23 protein-coding genes, 1 tRNA gene and 1 other annotated feature are annotated in these 19,914 nt (G+C 44.3%); of the genes, 7 read left to right on the plus strand and 17 right to left on the minus strand.

Annotated elements, in window-relative coordinates:
• Positions 1 to 2: 2 nt before the first annotated feature.
• The 6 genes from B2U90_RS02590 to B2U90_RS02615 form a co-directional block, all read right to left on the minus strand.
• A complete protein-coding gene (locus B2U90_RS02590) occupies positions 3 to 605 on the minus strand; it encodes a 4Fe-4S binding protein (protein WP_113856296.1) in 603 nt (200 codons plus the stop codon).
• Positions 606 to 662: 57 nt separating this feature from the next.
• Complete coding sequence (locus tag B2U90_RS02595) at positions 663 to 1,439, minus strand: 2-keto-4-pentenoate hydratase (RefSeq protein WP_292017032.1); 777 nt, start codon at positions 1,437 to 1,439, stop codon at positions 663 to 665.
• 27 nt (positions 1,440 to 1,466) lie between these two features.
• Positions 1,467 to 2,360: a molybdopterin-binding protein gene (locus B2U90_RS02600; protein ID WP_292017033.1), complete on the minus strand. Its 894-nt coding sequence runs from the start codon at positions 2,358 to 2,360 to the stop codon at positions 1,467 to 1,469.
• The gene (locus B2U90_RS02605) at positions 2,357 to 3,169 is read right to left on the minus strand and encodes a hypothetical protein (RefSeq protein ID WP_292017034.1); all 813 of its coding nucleotides are present in this window, start codon (positions 3,167 to 3,169) and stop codon (positions 2,357 to 2,359) included. The genes B2U90_RS02600 and B2U90_RS02605 overlap by 4 nt, the downstream gene beginning before the upstream one ends.
• 196 nt (positions 3,170 to 3,365) lie before the next feature.
• Positions 3,366 to 4,259 (minus strand): LysR family transcriptional regulator, encoded by an 894-nt coding sequence (locus B2U90_RS02610; protein ID WP_292017035.1) that lies wholly within the window; start codon positions 4,257 to 4,259, stop codon positions 3,366 to 3,368.
• A gap of 59 nt (positions 4,260 to 4,318) precedes the next feature.
• On the minus strand, positions 4,319 to 4,558 hold the full coding sequence (locus B2U90_RS02615; RefSeq protein WP_113856301.1) for a helix-turn-helix domain-containing protein: 240 nt from the start codon (positions 4,556 to 4,558) through the stop codon (positions 4,319 to 4,321).
• A 164-nt stretch (positions 4,559 to 4,722) separates the two neighbouring features.
• Here B2U90_RS02615 and B2U90_RS02620 point away from each other — a divergent pair, with 164 nt between their 5' ends.
• From B2U90_RS02620 to B2U90_RS02630, 3 genes are all read left to right on the plus strand, one after another.
• Positions 4,723 to 5,097, plus strand: coding sequence for a helix-turn-helix domain-containing protein (locus B2U90_RS02620; RefSeq protein ID WP_113856302.1), 375 nt, complete (start codon positions 4,723 to 4,725; stop codon positions 5,095 to 5,097).
• 149 nt (positions 5,098 to 5,246) lie between these two features.
• A complete protein-coding gene (gene ybaK / locus B2U90_RS02625; protein WP_059075648.1) occupies positions 5,247 to 5,753 on the plus strand; it encodes a Cys-tRNA(Pro) deacylase in 507 nt (168 codons plus the stop codon).
• Positions 5,746 to 6,405, plus strand: a complete 660-nt coding sequence (locus B2U90_RS02630) for a uracil-DNA glycosylase (RefSeq protein WP_292017036.1) — start codon at positions 5,746 to 5,748, stop codon at positions 6,403 to 6,405. The genes ybaK and B2U90_RS02630 overlap by 8 nt, the downstream gene beginning before the upstream one ends.
• A 146-nt stretch (positions 6,406 to 6,551) precedes the next feature.
• Here the strand turns inward: B2U90_RS02630 and B2U90_RS02635 are convergent, their stop codons facing one another.
• Entirely contained in the window at positions 6,552 to 7,976 is a 1,425-nt protein-coding gene (locus tag B2U90_RS02635) for an FAD-binding oxidoreductase (protein WP_059075646.1), read from the minus strand.
• A 453-nt stretch (positions 7,977 to 8,429) separates the two neighbouring features.
• Positions 8,430 to 8,690 (plus strand) — a binding site (T-box leader).
• A gap of 94 nt (positions 8,691 to 8,784) precedes the next feature.
• On the opposite strand from B2U90_RS02635, the gene B2U90_RS02640 reads away from it, so the two are divergent.
• The 4 genes from B2U90_RS02640 (at position 8,785) to B2U90_RS02655 (ending at position 10,915) form a co-directional block, all read left to right on the plus strand.
• Positions 8,785 to 9,783, plus strand: a complete 999-nt coding sequence (locus tag B2U90_RS02640) for a bile acid:sodium symporter family protein (protein ID WP_201784354.1) — start codon at positions 8,785 to 8,787, stop codon at positions 9,781 to 9,783.
• 207 nt (positions 9,784 to 9,990) lie between these two features.
• Entirely contained in the window at positions 9,991 to 10,329 is a 339-nt protein-coding gene (locus B2U90_RS02645) for a hypothetical protein (protein ID WP_292017037.1), read from the plus strand.
• Between the two features lie 30 nt (positions 10,330 to 10,359).
• A complete protein-coding gene (locus B2U90_RS02650; protein ID WP_292017038.1) occupies positions 10,360 to 10,740 on the plus strand; it encodes a hypothetical protein in 381 nt (126 codons plus the stop codon).
• Between the two features lie 101 nt (positions 10,741 to 10,841).
• Positions 10,842 to 10,915 (plus strand) — tRNA-Gly (locus tag B2U90_RS02655).
• A 236-nt stretch (positions 10,916 to 11,151) separates the two neighbouring features.
• On the opposite strand, the gene B2U90_RS02660 is transcribed toward B2U90_RS02655, so the two are convergent.
• The 10 genes from B2U90_RS02660 to B2U90_RS02705 form a co-directional block, all read right to left on the minus strand.
• On the minus strand, positions 11,152 to 11,379 hold the full coding sequence (locus B2U90_RS02660) for a HEPN domain-containing protein (protein ID WP_255355325.1): 228 nt from the start codon (positions 11,377 to 11,379) through the stop codon (positions 11,152 to 11,154).
• Positions 11,380 to 11,394: 15 nt separating this feature from the next.
• Positions 11,395 to 11,736 carry a nucleotidyltransferase domain-containing protein gene (locus B2U90_RS02665; RefSeq protein ID WP_059075643.1) on the minus strand — a complete coding sequence of 114 codons (342 nt, stop codon included), beginning with the start codon at positions 11,734 to 11,736 and terminating at the stop codon, positions 11,395 to 11,397.
• Between the two features lie 231 nt (positions 11,737 to 11,967).
• On the minus strand, positions 11,968 to 12,297 hold the full coding sequence (locus tag B2U90_RS02670; RefSeq protein ID WP_059075642.1) for a hypothetical protein: 330 nt from the start codon (positions 12,295 to 12,297) through the stop codon (positions 11,968 to 11,970).
• A 50-nt stretch (positions 12,298 to 12,347) separates the two neighbouring features.
• Positions 12,348 to 13,244 carry a hypothetical protein gene (locus B2U90_RS02675; protein ID WP_059075641.1) on the minus strand — a complete coding sequence of 299 codons (897 nt, stop codon included), beginning with the start codon at positions 13,242 to 13,244 and terminating at the stop codon, positions 12,348 to 12,350.
• 10 nt (positions 13,245 to 13,254) lie between these two features.
• On the minus strand, positions 13,255 to 14,193 hold the full coding sequence (locus tag B2U90_RS02680; RefSeq protein ID WP_059075640.1) for a phosphodiester glycosidase family protein: 939 nt from the start codon (positions 14,191 to 14,193) through the stop codon (positions 13,255 to 13,257).
• A 30-nt stretch (positions 14,194 to 14,223) separates the two neighbouring features.
• A complete protein-coding gene (locus tag B2U90_RS02685; RefSeq protein ID WP_059075639.1) occupies positions 14,224 to 15,042 on the minus strand; it encodes a polysaccharide deacetylase family protein in 819 nt (272 codons plus the stop codon).
• Between the two features lie 73 nt (positions 15,043 to 15,115).
• Entirely contained in the window at positions 15,116 to 16,078 is a 963-nt protein-coding gene (locus B2U90_RS02690; protein WP_292017039.1) for a C-terminal binding protein, read from the minus strand.
• 217 nt (positions 16,079 to 16,295) lie between these two features.
• The gene (locus B2U90_RS02695) at positions 16,296 to 17,843 is read right to left on the minus strand and encodes a PhnE/PtxC family ABC transporter permease (RefSeq protein WP_059075637.1); all 1,548 of its coding nucleotides are present in this window, start codon (positions 17,841 to 17,843) and stop codon (positions 16,296 to 16,298) included.
• A complete protein-coding gene (gene phnC, locus B2U90_RS02700) occupies positions 17,840 to 18,589 on the minus strand; it encodes a phosphonate ABC transporter ATP-binding protein (protein WP_292017040.1) in 750 nt (249 codons plus the stop codon). Before phnC ends, B2U90_RS02695 begins: the two co-directional genes overlap by 4 nt.
• Before the next feature lie 23 nt (positions 18,590 to 18,612).
• Entirely contained in the window at positions 18,613 to 19,644 is a 1,032-nt protein-coding gene (locus B2U90_RS02705; RefSeq protein ID WP_240937222.1) for a phosphate/phosphite/phosphonate ABC transporter substrate-binding protein, read from the minus strand.
• Positions 19,645 to 19,914 lie beyond the last annotated feature (270 nt).

Genomic DNA, 19,914 nt, shown 5'->3' on the forward strand with positions numbered 1-19,914 from the left:
AATTATTTCCCTCCTTTAGCAATTTCATCCAGCAATACGCGGTCTTCATCAAAATAAAATCCCCGGCTATTATATTTGTTTTTTACATCTTCAGGCAAATCCCATGCTGTCGGAGTCAGGCCATACCACTGCCAGCCTTTGGGGTCTGGATGCAATTCGATTCCAGCAGCTGTCAACAAGCGAAGAATAGGCTGGATACACTCAATCGTGCATCCTGTCCTAATGCCTGTTGCCAATGAAATTTCATCAGGAGTCTTGCATCCATCCAAAATAGCTGCCGCTACTTCTTCAGCACGAACACCCACACAATAGCAAAGAACCTGTTCAGGATTAAAATGAGCTTTTAAACATAAATCTTTAATCTGTTGCGGATCAAATTTTGATACATCTATCCCTACGGTTTTAACTTCACTACGTTCGACCATTGTAATTGCGTAGAAAGGACACCGATCAGCACAATTTGCACATCCCATGCACTTCATCGGATCGGATGTTGCAATACGATTTTCTACATGAATAGCATATACCGGACAAACTTTTTCACATGTTTTACAACCTTTACATTTTTCCGGGTCAACCTGTGCCATAATGGTAACTTGTTTCATATTTTACACCTCTTTACATATTAAGAAATAATTTTATAAGTATTTACGCATTTCAAATTATTCAACAAATTTAACCGTTGCAGAGCCCATATTGGTAAAACTTGCAGTTACGCAGTCCCCAGCTTGTACAGGAATAGCTGCAGTAAAGGCACCTGCCATGACAAGACTACCTGCTTTTAATGGAATATGAAAATCAGCTAACATATTTGCCAGACATGCTACAGAAGCAACGGGATTCCCCCAAACTTCCGCTGCTGCACCACTATTAATCAGTTCTCCATTTTTTTCAAGAATCATACCCGTTGTCCGCATGTCAATATCTTCCAACCTTGAAAAATTACTGCCGCACATAATGCGTGCAGATGATCCATTATCAGCAATAGTATCTGGTAATTTTATTTTCCAATCTTTAATGCGGGAATCGACAATTTCAATCGATGGCATAATAAAATCAGTCGCTTCATACACATCAGCAATTGTAATTCCTGGTCCTTCTAACGTTTTATTAATATGAAATGTAATTTCTCCTTCAACTTTTGGCTGAATTAATTCACTCATATGACAAACTTCGCCTTCTGTTAAAAGCATCGTATCAAATAAGTGTCCATAATCTGGCCGGTCAACATGCAATAACTCCTGCATCGCCTTGCTTGTCAGTCCAATTTTCAGCCCAACTAACTTCTCACCTTGTTCAAGGCGGCGCTTTACATTCGCCAATTGAATCTGATATGCATCTTCTACAGACATTTCTGGAAAATCATCGGTCAATCTTCCAACCTGACTTCTCTTTTTCTCGGCATCATACAATTTCTCGGCCAATTTGAAATAATCCATAATAAACTCCTCCTCGTATAATAATTATTAGTGATGATGATTTTTTGTTTTCCATTTATTTGCTAAAACACCTGCTAAACAGTCTGCCAAATGCATTTTATCCCAATTTTCACGTAATCCTTTTATTAAAACAGGCATTGCCAATTCCACTTCATCATGTGGGCCTGGCAAAGAAATCATTGTACTCAAACCCTCTGTTCCAACTCCGATACGAACTCCATCCTTTACATGGCGACCTGTTCCTTTTTTAAATTTGACAATATATGGAGTCGCTGCATTTTCATCAATAGAATGAATTGCTTCTACCGTCTTATCTTTATCTTCAGCACCAACTCCACCGCTTGTTATTAGTAAGCCAAAGCCACGATTCAAAGCATCTTCAAGTTTTTCTTTTATGTCATATAAATCATCTGACATTATTTCTCCTATCGTCACCTTGAATCCTTCGTTTTCAAGTAATCGTTTTATATACGGCGTATTGGTATCTTCTATCAATCCTTGTTGCAATTCAAAGCCTGTTGGAAATACAATTGCCCGATGCAGTACATTATTTTTGATTTCCGAAGTCATAGTATCCACTGTATTCAACAGTTCTTTTTCTTGCTCATCACTGAGATTTGCACAAATTTGACCTAAAATGCCATTAGAATGGATATATGTATCTTCATATAAGGTAACTCCCTGTACAGACTGCAAAGCATTCAAAATAGCTTTTTCTTTACCCAAAAAATTTTCTTGTGGGATTTCCTGTACTAAAACATCAAAGGTAATATGTTGTGGACGGACATCAACAACCATGACTTCTCCTTTTCGGAGTCCTAAAACACCTGCAACAATATCAGCTAATTCGGTTAAATTTACATCATCGAGTGTGATGTGATTTACCCATAGTTCAGTTTTTTTCAGAAGATTCATACTCATAAAGTGGCTTCCTCCTGCACAACATCTAATTTCATGTCTAATAATGGAGCATCTACAATTTCTTTTCCTATGCATAAGACATCGATAGGTTCATTAATTAATTCAGGAATATCCCGGATTCTAATTCCTTTTGCGTAGCCAATGACAACTTTACCTGCTTTTCCACATTTAAGCACAGTATCATAACAGCAACGCACATCTTCCAACTTACCAGTATCAATCATTAAAGTATGACAATTTCCCCTCAATGCCATTTTTGTTTCTTCTTCAATAGTTCCCGTCAATCCCTTTATCTGCATAACTATCTTAGAATCAGGAAAAGTTTGACATGCTTGTATAGCTGCAGGAATAGAGCCAAACATACGGATAAAATTTTTATCAATATAAATCATCGGTTGATTGCAAATTCTAAATGTTGCGCCTCCTGCTACAACTGCAGATCGCACTAAATGTTTAATCTCCATGGGCATTTTTTTCCACGAACCTGAACAGATAGTAAAGTGATGATTAGCTAATTGAACTGCCGTAGATGCGGCTGTAGCAATACCAGACGCTTTAGCCAGAGTTCCAATTAAACATTCTTCCGCAATGGCAATTTGTTTAGGTGTACCTGTCAAGTGGGCAAACACTTCATTATGGTTTAGTAAATCTCCCTCTTTTTTGCATATTTTTAAACTAACACCAATTTCATCTGCTACTGTATAAGCTACATTGACTCCGGAAAGTATTCCGCACCGTTCAGCAGTTAATACTGCAGAAAATTTCTTTTCCTTTATTTTAAAAAAAAGAGTATCTCTTATATCATTCAATTTTTTCACTTCTTTCGTTGTAATTAGCATTAATTAGTTCATGCGTTTTAATCCTTTTTCGTATGTTTTCTTGTAATTAGTATAATACGATTTCCTCTTCCAGAAAATTTATAAACTTTAAAACCACTTTTAATTTTTTTTATAACATAACTAAAAAGTCTTCTTTAAATGTAAAGAAGACTTTTATCTAAAACCTTTATTTTTTATTTTTAATGTATGTTTTTGTGCATTTTATAAATGCGTTAGCAACATTTGAGCAATCATTAAATGATTTTACAGCCAAAATAATATCTGTCATTAATGCGGGAATCAACGGTCTAGCAACCAGTCCAGGATGCATAGGTTTATTGAAATCCCACAACATTTTAGTAACGATACAGATACTATTAGTTTCCTCAATCATATGCAACATAATATAATTAGAATTTGAAGTAAAATTAGATATCGTTTTAATGTTTTCTTGATTTAAATATTTTCCTGCTGCAAAATCATACCCATGAGCAGATTTATACATCATCACATCTTCATGCCTTAACTGTTCAGCCGTTATTTTCTCTTGTAAAGCTAAAGGATTATCTTTAGAAAAAACTGCAACATAAGGATGTTTTTCCAAATTTATCCATTCACATTCAAAATAAGGAGATCTTGTAGTAATAGCAATATCTGCAACTTCCGATTGAATCCAATCGGCCATAATTTTAGGACTATTTTCTTCTAAAATTTCTACTTCAACTTTAGGATGGAGATGACGAAAGGTTTGAACTATAGGCAAAATCAATGAACAAGTAGTGCTAGAAAATCCAACGATTCTAAGTTTTCCTGTATTATAACCCTTGACTTCTTCAAATTTTTCTTCTAACTTTTCTTTCATATTGATGGTTTTTAAAATATATGGATAAATTACCTGACCCTGTTTTGATAATTGCACCCCACGATTACTTCGCTGTAACAAATTAACACCACACTCTTCCTCAAGTGCACTCATCATCTGCGATACACCAGATGGAGTATATCCTAATTCATTTGCAGCAGCAGCAAAGCTACCTTTATCAATTACTTTTAAAAGTACCTCATATTTTCTAATGTCCATAGTAATTCATTGTTCCTCTAGAAAGTATAATTTTTATACAATATATCAAAATATCAAACCTACTTCTTCTTTTGTTGCTTATATGCGACAAAATTGCTAAAAAAAATTTCATTAACCTCATCATAATTTAAATCTAATAACCGTGCAATATAGTCCGCTTCTCTAATTGTAAATTCCGATCCAGTATCATTCATTTTTCTATAAAAAGTAGATCTATCAATTCCTATTTTCTTTGCTATTTTTTCTACATTCCATCCTTTTTCAATAATTTTAAATTTTAACATATTGATATTTACCATACTTTCGCCCCTTTGTCGCATTTTTGCGATTATTTAATTACAGTATATGCATTAAAAGCAACTCTGTCAACATTGTCCTTCTATCCTATCGTTCTATTTACATATTTCGTTGCAAGTATGCGAAAAAAATTGTATCATAAAATTATAAAGAGAGGTGTATAATAGTGGAGATTGGCACTCGTATAAAAACACTTCGTAAAGAAGCAAATCTTACAGTAGATGAATTAGCAAAAAAAATAGGTAAAAATAGAGCCACTATTTATAGATATGAAAATGGAGATATAAAGGATTTACCCATTAGTATTCTGGAATCGTTAGCCCTTGCTTTAAATACCACACCTGCTTATCTAATGGGTTGGACGAAAGACGTTTCTCAAGAATCTCTGTTCTCTCAAGTTTATATAAAATTATTGGAAAAGAATCCAGACTTATATGATGCAATAAGGCTGTATACTGCCCTTGACAATCTAGATAGAAGTGAAATACGTGGTGAAATGAAAGGAATGTTACATGCAAAAAAATATTATTTAATAAAGTAGAAATATTTAGTTGCATCTATGAACTCACAAAGTTCTCCCCCATCTCATTTTATTTTAATGTGCTTGTTCTTTATAGTATAATAAAATTCTGGAAATCCCTGTCTTCCTATGCTATAGTAGTATCGAAACAATAGATGGAGGAATGGGACATGGCAAAGGTGAAGAAGACGAATGTCATGCGCATTTTGGATAAGCATAAGATTGTGTACGATATTAAAACATATGCCTATACAGAAGACGATTTATCAGGCATCCATGCGGCGGCTGAGCTTGGAATGGACGCGGCCCGGTTATTCAAAACACTCGTCGGTAAGGGTAATAAAACGGGAATCGTCGTATTCTGCATCCCCAGTGACAGGGAACTGGATTTGAAGACAGCAGCTGCTGTCAGCGGTAACAAACATGTAGAACTGCTCCATGTCAAAGACCTGCCCGGTGTCACTGGCTACATCCGTGGCGGGTGTTCTCCCATTGGCATGAAAAAACAATTTCCAACGTATATTGATACATCTGCTGAGAATTTTGATACCATCAGTATCAGCGCCGGTCAGCGTGGAATCCAGGTACTATTGCCTGCCTCCTGTATCTGTTCGGTTACCGGCGCCGGTATAGCCAGTCTGACAGCAGATTATGGGGAGGCAAAGAACGATGAGTAATAACAAAATGCAAGATTGGCTCCAGGAGCTTATGAAGTGTGATGCCTGCAAATTACGCCATGAAGGGAACCGGGGGCCGACGCGCTATTCCGGAGATCCCGATTCACCGCTCATGTTCGTCGGCGAAGGACCTGGCGGCGTCGAAGATGAATACGGCGTTCCCCTCGTGGGCCCATCGGGCCAGCTCCTCGATAAGGCTCTGTGGAGTGTCGGTCTGACCCGGGACCATGTATATGTGACCAACATTGTCAAATGCCGTCCCAAAAATAACCGGACCCCGACCCTGGAAGAAGGGAAGGCCTGCGCCAATATTCATCTGGTGCAAGAAATCAAACTGGTACAACCAAAAGTCATCGTCTGCCTCGGCAAGGTAGCCTTCCAGTATTTTTATGGGCATACAGCCAGCATCATGCGCAACCGGGGAAAATGGTTCACCTGGCATGATATACCGGTCATGCCGACCTATCATCCGGCATTTCTCCTGCGTCAGGCTGGAAAAGACCTGGTTGAATCTAAATGGCAGGTATACTACGATTTCAAGGCTGCCGTAGAAAAAGCCGTAGCAGCCGAACCGGATTTCACCTATAAAAGTGAGGAAAAGCCAAATCTCCTTGCCCAATACGAAAGTCTCCGGGAAAGTCGTCATTTCTAATCCCCCCCGGCATCTCATACTCATTTCTAAATCAAAATAGGTTGTCTCACAAAGCAACGTGGCTTTATGAGACAACCTATTTTTATCTTACCTTCTGCCAAAAGTGGTCAAATCGGGACACCTTGACAGCTGGTTTTATTGTATATTTATTCCTGAACGAAATCGCCTGTCATATCGACGAGTTTGCCCGGATTCATGATGTTATTGGGATCCAGTGCTTTCTTGATTGCTTTGATGACATGGAGTTCCGGAGCCGGCGTGCATTTAGCAAATTCATCCAGTTTCTTGAAGCCAATGCCGTGTTCACCAGACATCTTGCCGCCGAGAGCATATACACGTGGGAACAAATCGCGATGGAAAGCTTTGATTTTGTTGAACCATTCTTCCGGAGAAAGGCCTTCTTTGTTCAGTGGCAGAACATGGATATTGCCATCACCGATGTGAGCAACGGTTACGCAATACAGGCCGTATTTTTCTCGGAGTTCCGGAATCTGTTTGGTGATATCGGGAATCTTATCGAGAGGTACGACGAAATCTTCCGTCTGGAACATTTTATCGACATCACGGGCTGCTTCGGCAAACTGTTTGCGCAGCGTCCAGATACGTTTATCGGCTTCGAATTCGTCGATAGAGCCATTATTTTCCGCCAGGTCACAGAGCAATTCCATCTTGCGGTCCGATTCTTCTTCGTTGAACGATTCTACCGTAACGATGACATAGTCGCATCCTTCATCAACATGAGGCATCTTCATATCGAGGAATTTACAGGTCATGACCAATGCTTCGTTGTCCATAAATTCGATACTGGTCGGATCAATACCAGCTTTCAGAATCTTATTCGGCAGGGCAAAGGCTTCATCATCAGTCTTGAATACGCAGACCATGTTGAATACGTAGGGAGCCTGAGGATAGAGTTTTACCGTAACTTCTGTGATAATGCCCAGGGTGCCTTCAGAACCGGCATAGAGCTGTTCCAGGCAAAGGCCGGTAGAACTCTTTTTCAGACGGGAACCGGCTTCTACAACTTCACCGGTCGGTGTGACGACTTTCAGGCTGTATACCTGATGACGGGTCGTGCCGTATTTTACGGCCTTGTTGCCGCCGGCATTATTGGCTACGTTGCCGCCAATCTGGCTGCTGTCAGCGCTGGAAGGATCGCCGGCATACAACAGGCCGTGGCGGGCAGCTTCACGCTGTAAATCCCCAGTGATGACGCCAGTCTGGCAGACGGCATACATGTTGTCCGGATCGAGTTTGAGTATTTTATTCATCCGTTCCAGTTCGACGACGATGCCGTGGTATACGGGGATAGCGCCGCAGGCAACACCAGAACCAGCCGAACGCGGAGTAATAGGAACGAGGTATTTATTTGCCAGTTTGACGATTTCTACGACCTGTTCCGTAGATTCTGGGAAAACGACAACTTCCGGTTTGCTGAAATAATGAGAATTGCCTTCTTCGTCTGTCTGATAGGCTACGAGGTAATCTTCATCAGTCTTTACCTGTTTAGGGCTCATTACGCGTTTCAGTTCTTCTACCAGTTCGGGTGTTACGGGATTAAAATGTGCCATGAGGAACACGACCTTTCTGTAATTTTGTAGTGGAATGTGCGACCAGAATGTCTATTAATTATTTAAGTTCACCCTTACAGCTCTTAGGCCATAGCCGTCGTGAACTTGATGTTTGACAGTATATCACGATGGCAACGTTTGTAAAGCCCTGATTTTTCTGCAAAAAGGTCTGCCTGAGGCAGGATAAACCCCATAATTTCAACACCTTTTACGTTTAACGGACTGCTTAAAATTTGCTATATACTATTTACGAATTGTTATTATTCTTTTAGGTTATCGTACCGCTTGCTTTATTATTCTATAATAGGCCAAAATGAGAGAAAATAAGAAAAATCTGACTATCTGGTTCCATAGCATGCTTAATATGTTATGAAGATAAATTTTATAAAATCACTTTTTTCTCTCTTGACTTCTTCTCCCATGGTAGCGTATAATACGCATCAAGCAAACAACCAAACAGTGTTGATTGGGAAAAGTACTTACAGACCCTGACAGTACAGAGAACCTGCTGCACGGTGAGAGGCAGGATGTAAAGACTATAAGGAATATCACCCAGGAGCTGCCAGCTGAACGCATCGCAAGTAAGCGTGGCCGATTGACAATCGTTACCTTGTCCGGCATTGAACGTCAGAGAAATCTTTCGGTGATGTCAGTAGAGTGGTCGTTCACGACAATAAGAGTGGTACCGCAGAGCTATAGCGCTTTGTCTCTTTCTAAGAGGCAAAGCGTTTTTTTTACTCCAGGTAAAAGCAATCAGCCGTTTGTTATTTGCAGCAATCTTACATTTTTTATTCGGAGGTATATAATCATGATGAATTTTGTTACAAAAGTAAGCGGTTTCGTAGGCAAGAATCTTACCTGGCTCGTATTGCTCACTATCGTGGGCGGCTATTTCGTTCCCTCTGGTTTTACCTGGGCCGTCAAAAATACGGTCTGGCTCCTGGGCGTCGTCATGTTCGGCATGGGTATGACACTCCATGCATCGGATTTTAAACTCGTCCTTCAGCGTCCCCGTGAAGTCCTAGCCGGAACGGTCTGCCATTACACCATCATGCCTCTCGTCGCCTATGCGTTGGTCATGGTCTTTGGCCTGACTCCAGAACTGGCCGTCGGTATGGTTCTCCTCGGCTCCTGCCCGAGCGGCACGGCTTCCAATGTCATGAGCTTCCTCGCTAAAGGCGATGTTCCTCTGGCTGTTTCCATCACGACCGTATCGACACTGCTCGCTCCTGTCATGATGCCCTTCCTCGTCTGGGCACTGGCTGGTCAGTGGGTTACCGTTTCCTTCCTTTCTATGGCCATGACGGTCATGAAAGTCATCCTCGTACCGCTTGTCCTCGGTTTGCTCGTCCATCGTCTCGTCGGTGAAACTTATTTGGTACAGATGCAGAAAGTTCTCGTCCTCGTATCCGCTTTTGCCGTTCTTTCCATCCTCGGTGGTGTCGTTGCCGTCAATGGCGCAAAAATCGTTTCCCTCGGCGTCTTCATGGTCGTTCTCGTTCTCCTGCACAATCTCTTCGGTTTTGCTCTTGGGTATTTCATCACGGGAAAACTTGGCTTTGGCAAACGCCAGCAGCACTCGGTTACCCTGGAAGTCGGTATGCAGAATGATGCCCTCGCTCTTTCCATCTGCTCCATCTACTTTGCCCCGGCTGTCGCTATCCCGGCTGCTGTCGGCGCTGCTGTCCATCAGATCACAGGTTCCATGCTGGCCGGTCTCTTTGCCCGCAACATGGATAAATACGAAGCCCGTCAGCAGGCTGCTTCCATGAAAGAAGAAACAGCTCCTGCTCCGTCGGCTCATTAATCAGCTCCCCAGAGACGTTGTGACCTCGTGTCACAGCGTCTTTTTTTGTCCTATATGTCCTATATATAGGTATTATATAAGGATGAAAAAAACAGTTCTGACACCGTTTTCAAAATTCATCGGTTTTGTGAAGGAAACGAAGCCACGCCGCTACCAAATTGTCACAATCAAATCGTATACTAATAAACACAAGAAGGAGGGATACATATGAAGATAAAACGCCTTATAGCTTTATCTATTACAGCCGCAGCGCTGGCAGGTGGTGCCGCGTTTGCACAGGATACTCATTTTGATGGCTATACCCACAATCCCATAGCCATGCATAACGATCAGCAGTCTTCTTTTGGGAATCAGAAAAGAGACTTGAAAAAAGAAGAACAAATCCGTAAGAAACGCGAACAGGAAGAAAAAAAGCGCATTGAACTGGAAAGGAAAGAACGTCAGCGGGCAGAAGCAAACCGCAAAAAGAAAAAGACCTACAAAAAACCGATGCCAAAGCCAAATGACCAGCATCGGCAAAATCAGCAAAACTGGCCTCATTTCTAACAGGCCGCACCACCTGAGGGGGAATATATCATGAAAACGTGGAAACACTATTTAGCTATTACAGCCGTAGCCACCGCCTTGATGGGAGGCGCCGCATTTGCACAACAGGCACCGCAGAATGCGCCCTGGCTGTACGGCCAGGACCAGCAACAGGTACAACCGGTACAGCGGGGGCAGGATGACCACAACCGTCAGCAGCCAGGCATAAACCAGCTGTCGGATAAACAGCAGTCGAAAGATACAAAAAATCAGAAGAATCTCAAAAAAGAACCTGCCCCCAAAAAACAGACGGTGACAAAAGACAAAACAAAAGATATACAGAAAATCAAAAATACAAAAGAAACGGCCTCTCCTTATCAGCAGAATCAAACCCAGACATACCGCAACTATGCGCCGGGCTACAACCGCTAATACCATGTATGACACCCCTGTTTTGTAAAGGTTTGAAATTCGGGTCTTTACAAAATGGGGGTTTACTGTTAAACTAATACAGTACCTATTATATGTTATATGCGGGTGTAATTCAGTGGTAGAATACGAGCTTCCCAAGCTTGGTACGAGGGTTCGATCCCCTTCATCCGCTCCATACGATGAGACGGCCCCATGAAGCGATATGTGCTTCATGGGGCCGTCTGTTTTCTATTCTTTCTTTTACAGTTATAAAACAACATCTATTGAGAAATGCGCTTAACCAAATATGTTTCAACAGTATGGCAAAAATCAAGTGCCTTATCATATTGTTCTTTTGCTTCTAATTGTGAAACAATAAAAAAGTCAGCATAATCCGTGTTATTGCGAATCTGAAATGCCTGGCTAATGTATTTAGAATACATTTTTATCAAAAATTCCTGTTTTAATATATTCCTTTTGGAAATAAGAAATAACTCCAGCATGTTTTTTAAAATCTACACCATCCAGAGCCAAAACAGCTCTGACTGCTGTAAACATTGCATAATAAGATCTGCTAACAGAATCTTTATAACTCCTGCATTCCAGCAAAATAGAAGCAGCATGTAATTTTTCTTTCGCCATGTTTAACCTGTATCTCATTAACTCTACCGGTTTTCATGCAACTACATTCACTCCCTCTTTTTTTATATTACGATAATAAGGAATATCATCTTGGTATTTCATATATTCGTCATAGGGGATAACTGCAGGAGAAATAATTGTTCCATATTCAAGCTCTAAATCAGCAGAAATATCCCACACTTTTTTTAACTTTTCCTGTAAATCCAGCCGTTCTCCATGTACAATGGCCACTAAATCAATGTCTGAATCTTCCGTATTATCCTTTCGTGAATAAGATCCATATAGTAGAATCTGATCAATGGCATCCCCAAAAGCTTGGTAATATGCATCTACCACGGCCTTAATAATTTTTTTTAATTCTATTTCTGAGCACATGGTATCATCACCTTATTAAAAAATCCAAGATAAATCTTGCCTCTTTAAAATCATTGTAACAAATATACCGGGTTTGTACAATATAAATGCACTTATCACCTATCCCGCAATTATGTTCACTGATTATAAAGTTCCGGTACATCGCATGTATACTTTTTCTGCAAACTCCCATCTATAAATGATACAACGAAAGGGACTGTCCATGCAACACAGTCCCTTTCGTTTGTATCCTTATTTCTTTTTACTCGTCTTTGGCGCCGTTTTGATGACAACGTTGCGGCCATCTTTGACGACTTCCAGGGAAATATCCCCTACACCGTCTTTATAATAAGCCATCTTGATATCGAGAAGAATAGCTCCGACCTTTTTTTGCAGATCATCGGTAAAAAACTGCTTGCGGAAATCTTCCGCCGTCTGCTGAGAAGCTTTCTTCTTTACGACAGGCCGCCGGGCCACCGTTTCTTCATCGTCCCAGTCAGCGGTTTCAAAGGTTACTTCTTCTTTTACTCCCTTGAACATGTCCTCCAAAGAACGGTTCTTGGGAATTTTATGTTTTGCCATGCAAATTCACTCCTTATATGCCAAAAGGCGCCAAGATGGCGCCTGGGCAGTTATTTCTTTTCATCCATCTTATCAGCTGCTTCACGCATGCTGTTCAGTGTAATCTTTGAAAATTCTTCCGGCGTCTTATAGGTAGCAATCTTGGTAAAGCCTTTCTTCAGACGGCCCCGGTATGCAGCAACCACTTCGTTGTCGGCATTCATTTCGGCAATGAAGATTTCCTGTCCGTCGATGCCTACGAGGCGGAATTTGCCGCTCGGCGAGATTTCACGCCAGCTGCTGGTCGCACCATCAAACATGTATACGACACCCGTGCGCAGATTATCATAGAAGAAGATATCCTGATCATAGAACACGGCAATGCGGCCGATATTTTCTGCCTGGACGTTAATGCGCCGCGTATCGTAGTTGGCATCGGTCCGGTAAATACGATATTTATCTTTATCGACTTCCAACTTCATGTATACCACATTGGTTGCTGTCGAATACGCGACATCGACGATTTTGCTGTCCCGTGGCGCATTTTCAATGGGCGTATCGAGTTCGCGGTCCGGATAAATCGGGTTATACTGGGCAATATAAACGCCATAACGGCCAGTCTTTTCATCTTTACCATACGTCGCGAAAATAGCCAGATTCCGGTCAGGCAGCCATTCAAAGAAGGACACCTTGCGTCCATGGAGACGGATGCGTTGTGGTTCACTCTTCTGACCCGCTTCATAAATAGAAACCGTGTCATCGACAACGGTTGCCATGAACCTCTTGTCGTAGGAATAATAGGTCTGGCCATTGGGTTCGGCCCCATATCCCATTTTTTCCTGCTGATTGGTCCCACCGATCTGAAAATCCGACGTTGGCGCAAAAAGGAACTGATCCAGGTAATAATACACGCCGGCCTGGATAGCTATGCCTGCAGCAAAGGCCAAAAGCACTTTTTTCAGCTTCATTCGTTCCCTCCTACTTTACAATAAACGCCGTCGGAATCATCCGTTCTCCGAGGAGATCTGCCGGTTTGTTGACAACTTTACCATTGAGATACAATGTAGAACTGGAACCCCCATCGAGATTAGCAGCAATATAAGCACCCTGTTCGTACATGATATTCTGCAAATCCCGCAGCGTCGCGCCGATAGAATATGATGGTTGACGTCCATCGATGACCAGGAACAGGACTGTCCCGTCTTTCCGCTGGCCGATAGCCGTACGGGGGCCGACACCCCAGCCGCCATCACCGGCGGTAATCATCTTCTGACCATTGACAATCAATGCCGGGCCAAAGGAAATCCCTTCCTGGATATCCATGGAAATGAGTTCCCCTTTACTGTAATTGCCGGCTACGAGATTGCCGTCCTTCGTAAAGCCGATAAATTCGTTGACTTCACTGTTATCAGCATCGCCACCGAGGACAAACTTGCCATCGTGGAGGATAAATCCATACGGACTGCGGCCGGTCCCGGTACCATTGGCATCATAGAACCCGCCTGCATTAATAGCCGCGACAGCGTTGTTGCGCTGGGCGATACCGCTGGTCGTATCGCCTTTTTCATCCATATTTTCAGCTGTGCCGACCTTAACTCGTTTGGGATCGGGGATTTCCAGGAGAAATCCCTTGAACCGGCTCGATTCGATATTTTGCAACTTCAACGAAGAATCAGTGCGGACTTTGAACTTGAATAATTCCTGCTTCGGTGCCGTACTGATGCCTCCCAGTATCTTATCGATTTCGTCCTGGGAAAAGAGCCAGGTGATATACTGGGGATGACGGCTTTTCAGAATAGCCCCGACAACGGTCCGCTTGATATTATCAAAAGGTCCGAAAAGAACGACTACGGGAGACGTTACAGCAAAAAACAAGAGCAGGACTACAAAAAATTTACCTATTTCCTTCAGCTTCATAATTACCTCATTCTAAGCACACCGGCTGCCTTACCGTTGTTCGTACTTTTCAGTCGTAATGCGCTGTCTGAAATTATCTATGTCCACTTCATTGCCAATCCAGATACGTTTGACCGCATAGGGATTGTCACCATATTTTGCCCATCCCGGATTCATGGTAAAGGCCAGCTTAATGCCATATTTCTTCATGACCTTTTCCGCTTCCGGGCTGTTACCGCCATAGGGATAGCAGAAAAATTCATTGGTTATGCCCAGCTGTTCTTTAAGTTCAGCCTGGCTTTTCTGCATTTCTGTATCCAGTGTAGTACCGCCCATCTGGTTCAGCCGTTCATGATGATACCCATGAGATGCAATTTCCATGCCCGCAGCCTTCATTTCTTTAATCTGCTGCCATGTCAGGCGCGTCCCATGATCCGCATCATACGTAGGAATGAATACCGTACAGGCAAACCCATATTCCTTCATGACCGGCATGACAATCGAATAGGTATCGGGATATCCGTCATCAAAGGTCAGGACAACGGGACGGACAGGAACCGGTTTGTTATGGACCATGTATTCATAAAGCTGTTCCATAGTAATCGGATGAAAATCATTATCCTTCAGGAACTTCATCTGCTTACGGAAATTTTCTTCTGTCAGACAGGCCTGATTATGAGGGTCATCGGGATCAACGCCAATCATATGGTACATCAGAACCGGAACGCCGTTCTTAGGTACTGCCATTTCCACCTGTGCAGTCTGGGCAGCTGGCGCATCTTTCTTCTGGGATTCTTCCCCGGAAGAGCCACAACCTGCCAGCAGAGACAGACATATCAGAGCCATGCCTAGTAGTTTCCAAATACGCAAAATTTAGAAGCCCCCTTCTCGTATACTTGTGTTACGTACTATATTTTACAAGATTTTGACTTTTGGTGCAAATTCATGGATAGGGCACGAAAGACAGTTCCTCTTCATGACCAGCCAGGAAAAGCCGTATCTGCCGTTCTGCCTCGTGGAAGAGTGCCTGTTCTCCTTCTACAGAGTGAGACGCTACACTCGGTGTCAGCAAAAATTCCGGCCGGGTCATCATTTTGAGCATCATCGGGCTGGGATGTTCCATAGACAGGACATCCAGTGCCGCACTGCGGATATGCCCGTCATCGACAGCATGGTATAAGGCCGCTTCATCAGCCAGTCCACCACGGCTGCAATTGACGAATATGGCTCCTTCTTTCATTTCCTCAAACTGTTCTTCCCGAAAAATATACCGCGTCGTTTCATTGAGTGGTATGTGCAGCGATACGACATCGCTGGTCCGCAGCAGTTTGTCGAAATCAACGGGCCGGACCCGTTCTTCCATCATGATTTTTTCGTCAACAAACGGATCATAGGCCTGTATTTTACATCCAAAAGCCTGCATCCGTGCCGCAACGGCCCTGCCTGTACGGCCGTAACCAATCAGGCCGATAAGGTTGCTGCCCACGCGGTGCAGCGGCCAGCCAACAGCGCCGTATTCCCAACGGCTGTTATTGCGGATATCGTTCTGATACTCGGGAATCTGCCGCAGGAGAGCCAGCATCATAGCACATGTATGATCGGCAATGTCATCCACACAGTACACCGGATTACAGAGTACCTTCACGCCCCGCCGGGCTGCCGCCTGCAGGTCTACATGATCGACCCGCGAACGGAGGACGACAATCAACTTTAATTCATCTAACTGGTCCAGCAGGGATTCCGTTACAGGTTCATCCCGACAGACAAGAACATCACAATCTTCCAGTCTTTCTGCCATTTCTTCTTCATTTGTGACCGGGCAATACGCTACATCGGCAATATCGCCCAACCGCTCGCCAAAATCATCTTCATCCTGATGCGTAGCAAGAATACTTATGTGGTACATATCACAGCCCCTTCTCTCTTAGAAATAAAGAATTTAGTCATAGATATACAATTAAATATATATCACATTACCGGTCAAATAGCAAGCCTTATGCACAAAAGGAACTGAATCCGCCCGGCGCCAATACGGACCGGCAGGAAAATCTCCGCACGCTGGCAAATCCCTGAAAAAAAATTCCAGACAGTATTCTCAGAGGAACATGCCTGGAATCATCAGATTACTGTATTTCACTGAGCCGTTGTTTTTTACGCAGCCATTCCGAAAAGATCTCTACGATCGTTACCAGCCCGGTCATGCCCCATAAAAGGGCTCCCGCTGCAGCCCATTCGTAATGCATCATCGCTAGTATCAGCGGCGTTCCGATACCGCCGGCCCCAACCAGGCCCAGGATAGCGGCATCGCGCAGATTGACATCGAACCGATACAAGACAGCCGCCCCGTAGCGCGGTACCAGCTGTGGCAGGACAGCCCAGCGGATGGATCGTGCGACGGATATTCCCATAGCCCGGTATGCCCGGTACGGTTCCAGCCGGATATCATCGATAGCGATGAGAAATCTCTTGGCCAGAAGGCCGACACTGCACAAGGATAAAGTCAGTACGCCGGCAAAAGGACCTGGGCCGGTAACGCGGATCCACATCAGGCCGTACACAAATACAGGAACGGCACGGATGAGCAGCAATATCAGCCGCGAAGCCAGTGCAGCCGGCACGGGAAGGAGGCGGAAACTGGCCGAAAAAGAAAACCAGGCAGCAATGACCGTACCTCCCAGCGTACCCAGGAAGGCTATGCAAAATGTCTCATACAGGAGCCAGGGGACGCCATCATGAGCAAGGGAAAATATCATCGACCAGTCGGGATGAAGGATTCCCTGCATAATAGCCGCTGCAGCTGCCATGCCCTTTCCATCCATATCTGGCAGCACCAGCGTCTGAAAAGAGGAAAAAAACAGTACGGCCAGCGTCAGCAACAACAATACTTTTTTCATGCGGGACAAATGACTCCTGCCTGAAAGAACCTGACGCAGCCATTCACTGACACCTTCTGTCAGCAGGACGACAACGTACAGCAGCAACAAAATCATGCCGACTTCACTGTATTCACGCCAGGCCAGCCGTTCATTCAGTAAAATTCCGATACCTCCGGCCCCGACGTATCCCAGGATAGCCGCATGGCGGACATTGGCTTCCAGCATATATAATACATTAATCAGATACCCTGCCAGGACAGCCGGCAATACAGCCCTGATAAATGCCCGCAGGCGGCCGCATCCAGCTGCTTCCAGTGCCTGCGCCGCCCTTAAGTCGGCGTTTTCCATATCTTCATAGCCCATACGGACCATGACCACCGTCGTATAGATACTCAGTGCCAGCGTCCCGGCCAGCGTTCCCAGTCCGACGAGAAACGTACAAAGGAGTGCCAGAATCAGTGCCGGGATAGTCCGGATGAGATGAATGATAGTCTTAAACGGAATCCGCAGCCAGGCATGAGGATTGAGATAGGCATTGGCAAAGGACGCCCCCACCAGGCCCAGCACGGCCCCGATTCCCGTACCGGCCAGAGACATCTGCACCGTCGCCCAGAGCGGAGCCAGTACGACCCTGGCATAGGAAGTTTCTGGCGGTATCATCGCTCCAGCAATGTCAAAGAATCGCACGCCCCGTCTCAATAGGAGAGACAGAGATACATCGGTGCTTTCCCCGCAAAGGATGATCAGTGCCAGAAATAGCATCCCCATGCCTGTTCGGCGCAATGAATATCTCATGATTGCGTCCTCCCATACAGGTCCTGCAACCGGTCATCTGTCCAGTCTGCCGGAAGCCCGTCAAAGAAAATGCGTCCATCTTTCAGCCCGATAATCCGGTCCGACCAGGTCCGTGCCTGTTCGACGTTATGACTGTTCATGACGACAGTAAGCCCCTGTTTCTTCTGCAATTTGCGCATGAGTTCCAGAACCTGCCGGGCTGTCAGAGGATCCAGCGAAGCGACCGGTTCATCGGCGAGAAGAATCGTCGCATCCTGCATCAGTGTCCGGGCAATAGCTACACGCTGTTTCTGACCGCCACTCAATGCATGGGCAGGAGTCTGGCTGTATGATTCCAGCCCCACGGCTTTCAGGGCAGCCATAGCCTTTTCTTTTTCTGCCTGGGGAAAACACCCGGACAAAGCTCTCCACAGCGGAACGCGGGCCAGACTGCCATTCAGCACATTCTGCAGACACGTACACATATCGACAAGACTGAAATCCTGGAAAATCATGCCGACCCGCTGCTGGATTTTCCGCCTGCCCCGGCCGTTCAGCCTGTCAAAACGGGTACCGTCAATCCAGACCTCACCCGAATCGGGCCGCACCATATGGTTAAACAAGCGCAGCAATGTCGTCTTGCCGGCTCCGCTGGGTCCGATGACCGATACAAACTGTCCCGTCGGGATAGAAAGCGATATATCGCGCAGTACAGGATGCTGCTTTTTATAGGACTGGCAGACGTGCTTTAATTCCAGCATAGCCATGGTTCTTTCCCCTTTTCACATCATTACTTTAATTCCTGCTGAACTTTCCGTTCTCCATCATAATCCGAACTCTGAGCCCAGTCATATCCTTTATGGCCCAACGTCTGCAGCACTTTCAATCCTTCATCGGTCTTTCCGATTTCAATGAGCGATTCGCCGAGGGCTTTGCGGAAGTTTTCATCCTGCATGACCTTGCTGGTCTTGCTGACGCTGACCGTATCGTTATAAATCTTATCCGTTACACCGATGACACCGGTCTGGGACCAGATATCCGATGTACCGCCGAATTTTTCCTGCCAGTTCTTTGCCATATGGGCACGGATATGAGAATAGGCCACGATGACATCTACCTGTCCCGATGCCAGGCGGGCCGTCGAAGTCGTATACGAATCAGACTGCACGACATGAGCCAGATCGGATATTTTCTTGCCATAATTATCCTTCAGCCACAGTGACGGATACAGATATCCGGAAGCAGACGCCGGGCTCATGACGCCCCAGGTCAGATCATTCAATTCATCCCAGGTCGGCTTTTCGCCCCGTTTTACCTTAGCGAGGATAGCCTGTCCTTTGGCGCTCGGCCCTACGACAATAGCCGAACGATAATATTTCACCAGATCCTTCTTGAAGGCTTCCGGCGTACCGTTGTTCCAGACAGATAAATCCGTCGTATCCTTATCGATACCCTGGCGAAGCGCCGTCAGCAGCACATCGACATCTTTATCATACATGACATACGTAGCTCCGGAAATAAAGCCCATATCGGCACTGCCCGAACTCAGAGCTTCTCCTACGGCGTTATAAGAAGTCCCCACATTGATGGTAACTTTTTTAATATTGTATCCCTTTTCTTTCATTTTTTCCTGGAGCATCTTCCCCAGTGGTTCGGTCTTTGTCTGGATTGTGTCGGCATCCTGGTACGGTGACACGGCGATTTTTAATTCTTCCACCTCTTTCGATCCGTTCTTCTGCGTATCACTACTGCCACAACCAGATAAGAATACGCATCCTACCAGCAATGCCGATAGGAGAACCTGCCATTTTTTCATCATCATCGACTCCTCACAAAATATAATACATATTATAAAACATAAAAAGAGAGGGACTCTCTATCCCTCTCCGTACAGTCAGCACCCATGCGACAAAAAGGGAATATGACTCCCATCTGTAACGGTCGGCGTCTCTGGCGCCCTCTCAGTCCGGCAAACGGACTCCCTCGCATGTTGGCCATTAATATTCAAAAATATAACAAATCCAGGGAGCTCCCCCAAGATTCACGTTCAGACCATCTTTAGTATAATATATGAAATTTGTAAATTCAAGGT

The organism is Megasphaera sp. UBA4233 (genome assembly GCF_002395615.1).
GTDB classification, from domain to species: domain Bacteria; phylum Bacillota; class Negativicutes; order Veillonellales; family Megasphaeraceae; genus Megasphaera; species Megasphaera hexanoica.

Coding starts and splice junctions, on each gene's coding strand:
- B2U90_RS02705 (WP_240937222.1), bottom strand. CDS start 19,644: ATGATGATGAAAAAATGGCAGGTTCTCCTATCGGCATTGCTGGTAGGA.
- B2U90_RS02615 (WP_113856301.1), bottom strand. CDS start 4,558: ATGGTAAATATCAATATGTTAAAATTTAAAATTATTGAAAAAGGATGG.
- B2U90_RS02590 (WP_113856296.1), bottom strand. CDS start 605: ATGAAACAAGTTACCATTATGGCACAGGTTGACCCGGAAAAATGTAAA.
- B2U90_RS02680 (WP_059075640.1), bottom strand. CDS start 14,193: ATGAAGCTGAAGGAAATAGGTAAATTTTTTGTAGTCCTGCTCTTGTTT.
- B2U90_RS02690 (WP_292017039.1), bottom strand. CDS start 16,078: ATGTACCACATAAGTATTCTTGCTACGCATCAGGATGAAGATGATTTT.
- B2U90_RS02640 (WP_201784354.1), top strand. CDS start 8,785: ATGATGAATTTTGTTACAAAAGTAAGCGGTTTCGTAGGCAAGAATCTT.
- B2U90_RS02600 (WP_292017033.1), bottom strand. CDS start 2,360: ATGAGTATGAATCTTCTGAAAAAAACTGAACTATGGGTAAATCACATC.
- B2U90_RS02610 (WP_292017035.1), bottom strand. CDS start 4,259: ATGGACATTAGAAAATATGAGGTACTTTTAAAAGTAATTGATAAAGGT.
- B2U90_RS02660 (WP_255355325.1), bottom strand. CDS start 11,379: ATGAGATACAGGTTAAACATGGCGAAAGAAAAATTACATGCTGCTTCT.
- B2U90_RS02675 (WP_059075641.1), bottom strand. CDS start 13,244: ATGAAGCTGAAAAAAGTGCTTTTGGCCTTTGCTGCAGGCATAGCTATC.
- B2U90_RS02695 (WP_059075637.1), bottom strand. CDS start 17,843: ATGAGATATTCATTGCGCCGAACAGGCATGGGGATGCTATTTCTGGCA.
- B2U90_RS02630 (WP_292017036.1), top strand. CDS start 5,746: ATGAGTAATAACAAAATGCAAGATTGGCTCCAGGAGCTTATGAAGTGT.
- B2U90_RS02645 (WP_292017037.1), top strand. CDS start 9,991: ATGAAGATAAAACGCCTTATAGCTTTATCTATTACAGCCGCAGCGCTG.
- B2U90_RS02665 (WP_059075643.1), bottom strand. CDS start 11,736: ATGTGCTCAGAAATAGAATTAAAAAAAATTATTAAGGCCGTGGTAGAT.
- B2U90_RS02635 (WP_059075646.1), bottom strand. CDS start 7,976: ATGGCACATTTTAATCCCGTAACACCCGAACTGGTAGAAGAACTGAAA.
- B2U90_RS02595 (WP_292017032.1), bottom strand. CDS start 1,439: ATGGATTATTTCAAATTGGCCGAGAAATTGTATGATGCCGAGAAAAAG.
- phnC (WP_292017040.1), bottom strand. CDS start 18,589: ATGGCTATGCTGGAATTAAAGCACGTCTGCCAGTCCTATAAAAAGCAG.
- B2U90_RS02650 (WP_292017038.1), top strand. CDS start 10,360: ATGAAAACGTGGAAACACTATTTAGCTATTACAGCCGTAGCCACCGCC.
- ybaK (WP_059075648.1), top strand. CDS start 5,247: ATGGCAAAGGTGAAGAAGACGAATGTCATGCGCATTTTGGATAAGCAT.
- B2U90_RS02670 (WP_059075642.1), bottom strand. CDS start 12,297: ATGGCAAAACATAAAATTCCCAAGAACCGTTCTTTGGAGGACATGTTC.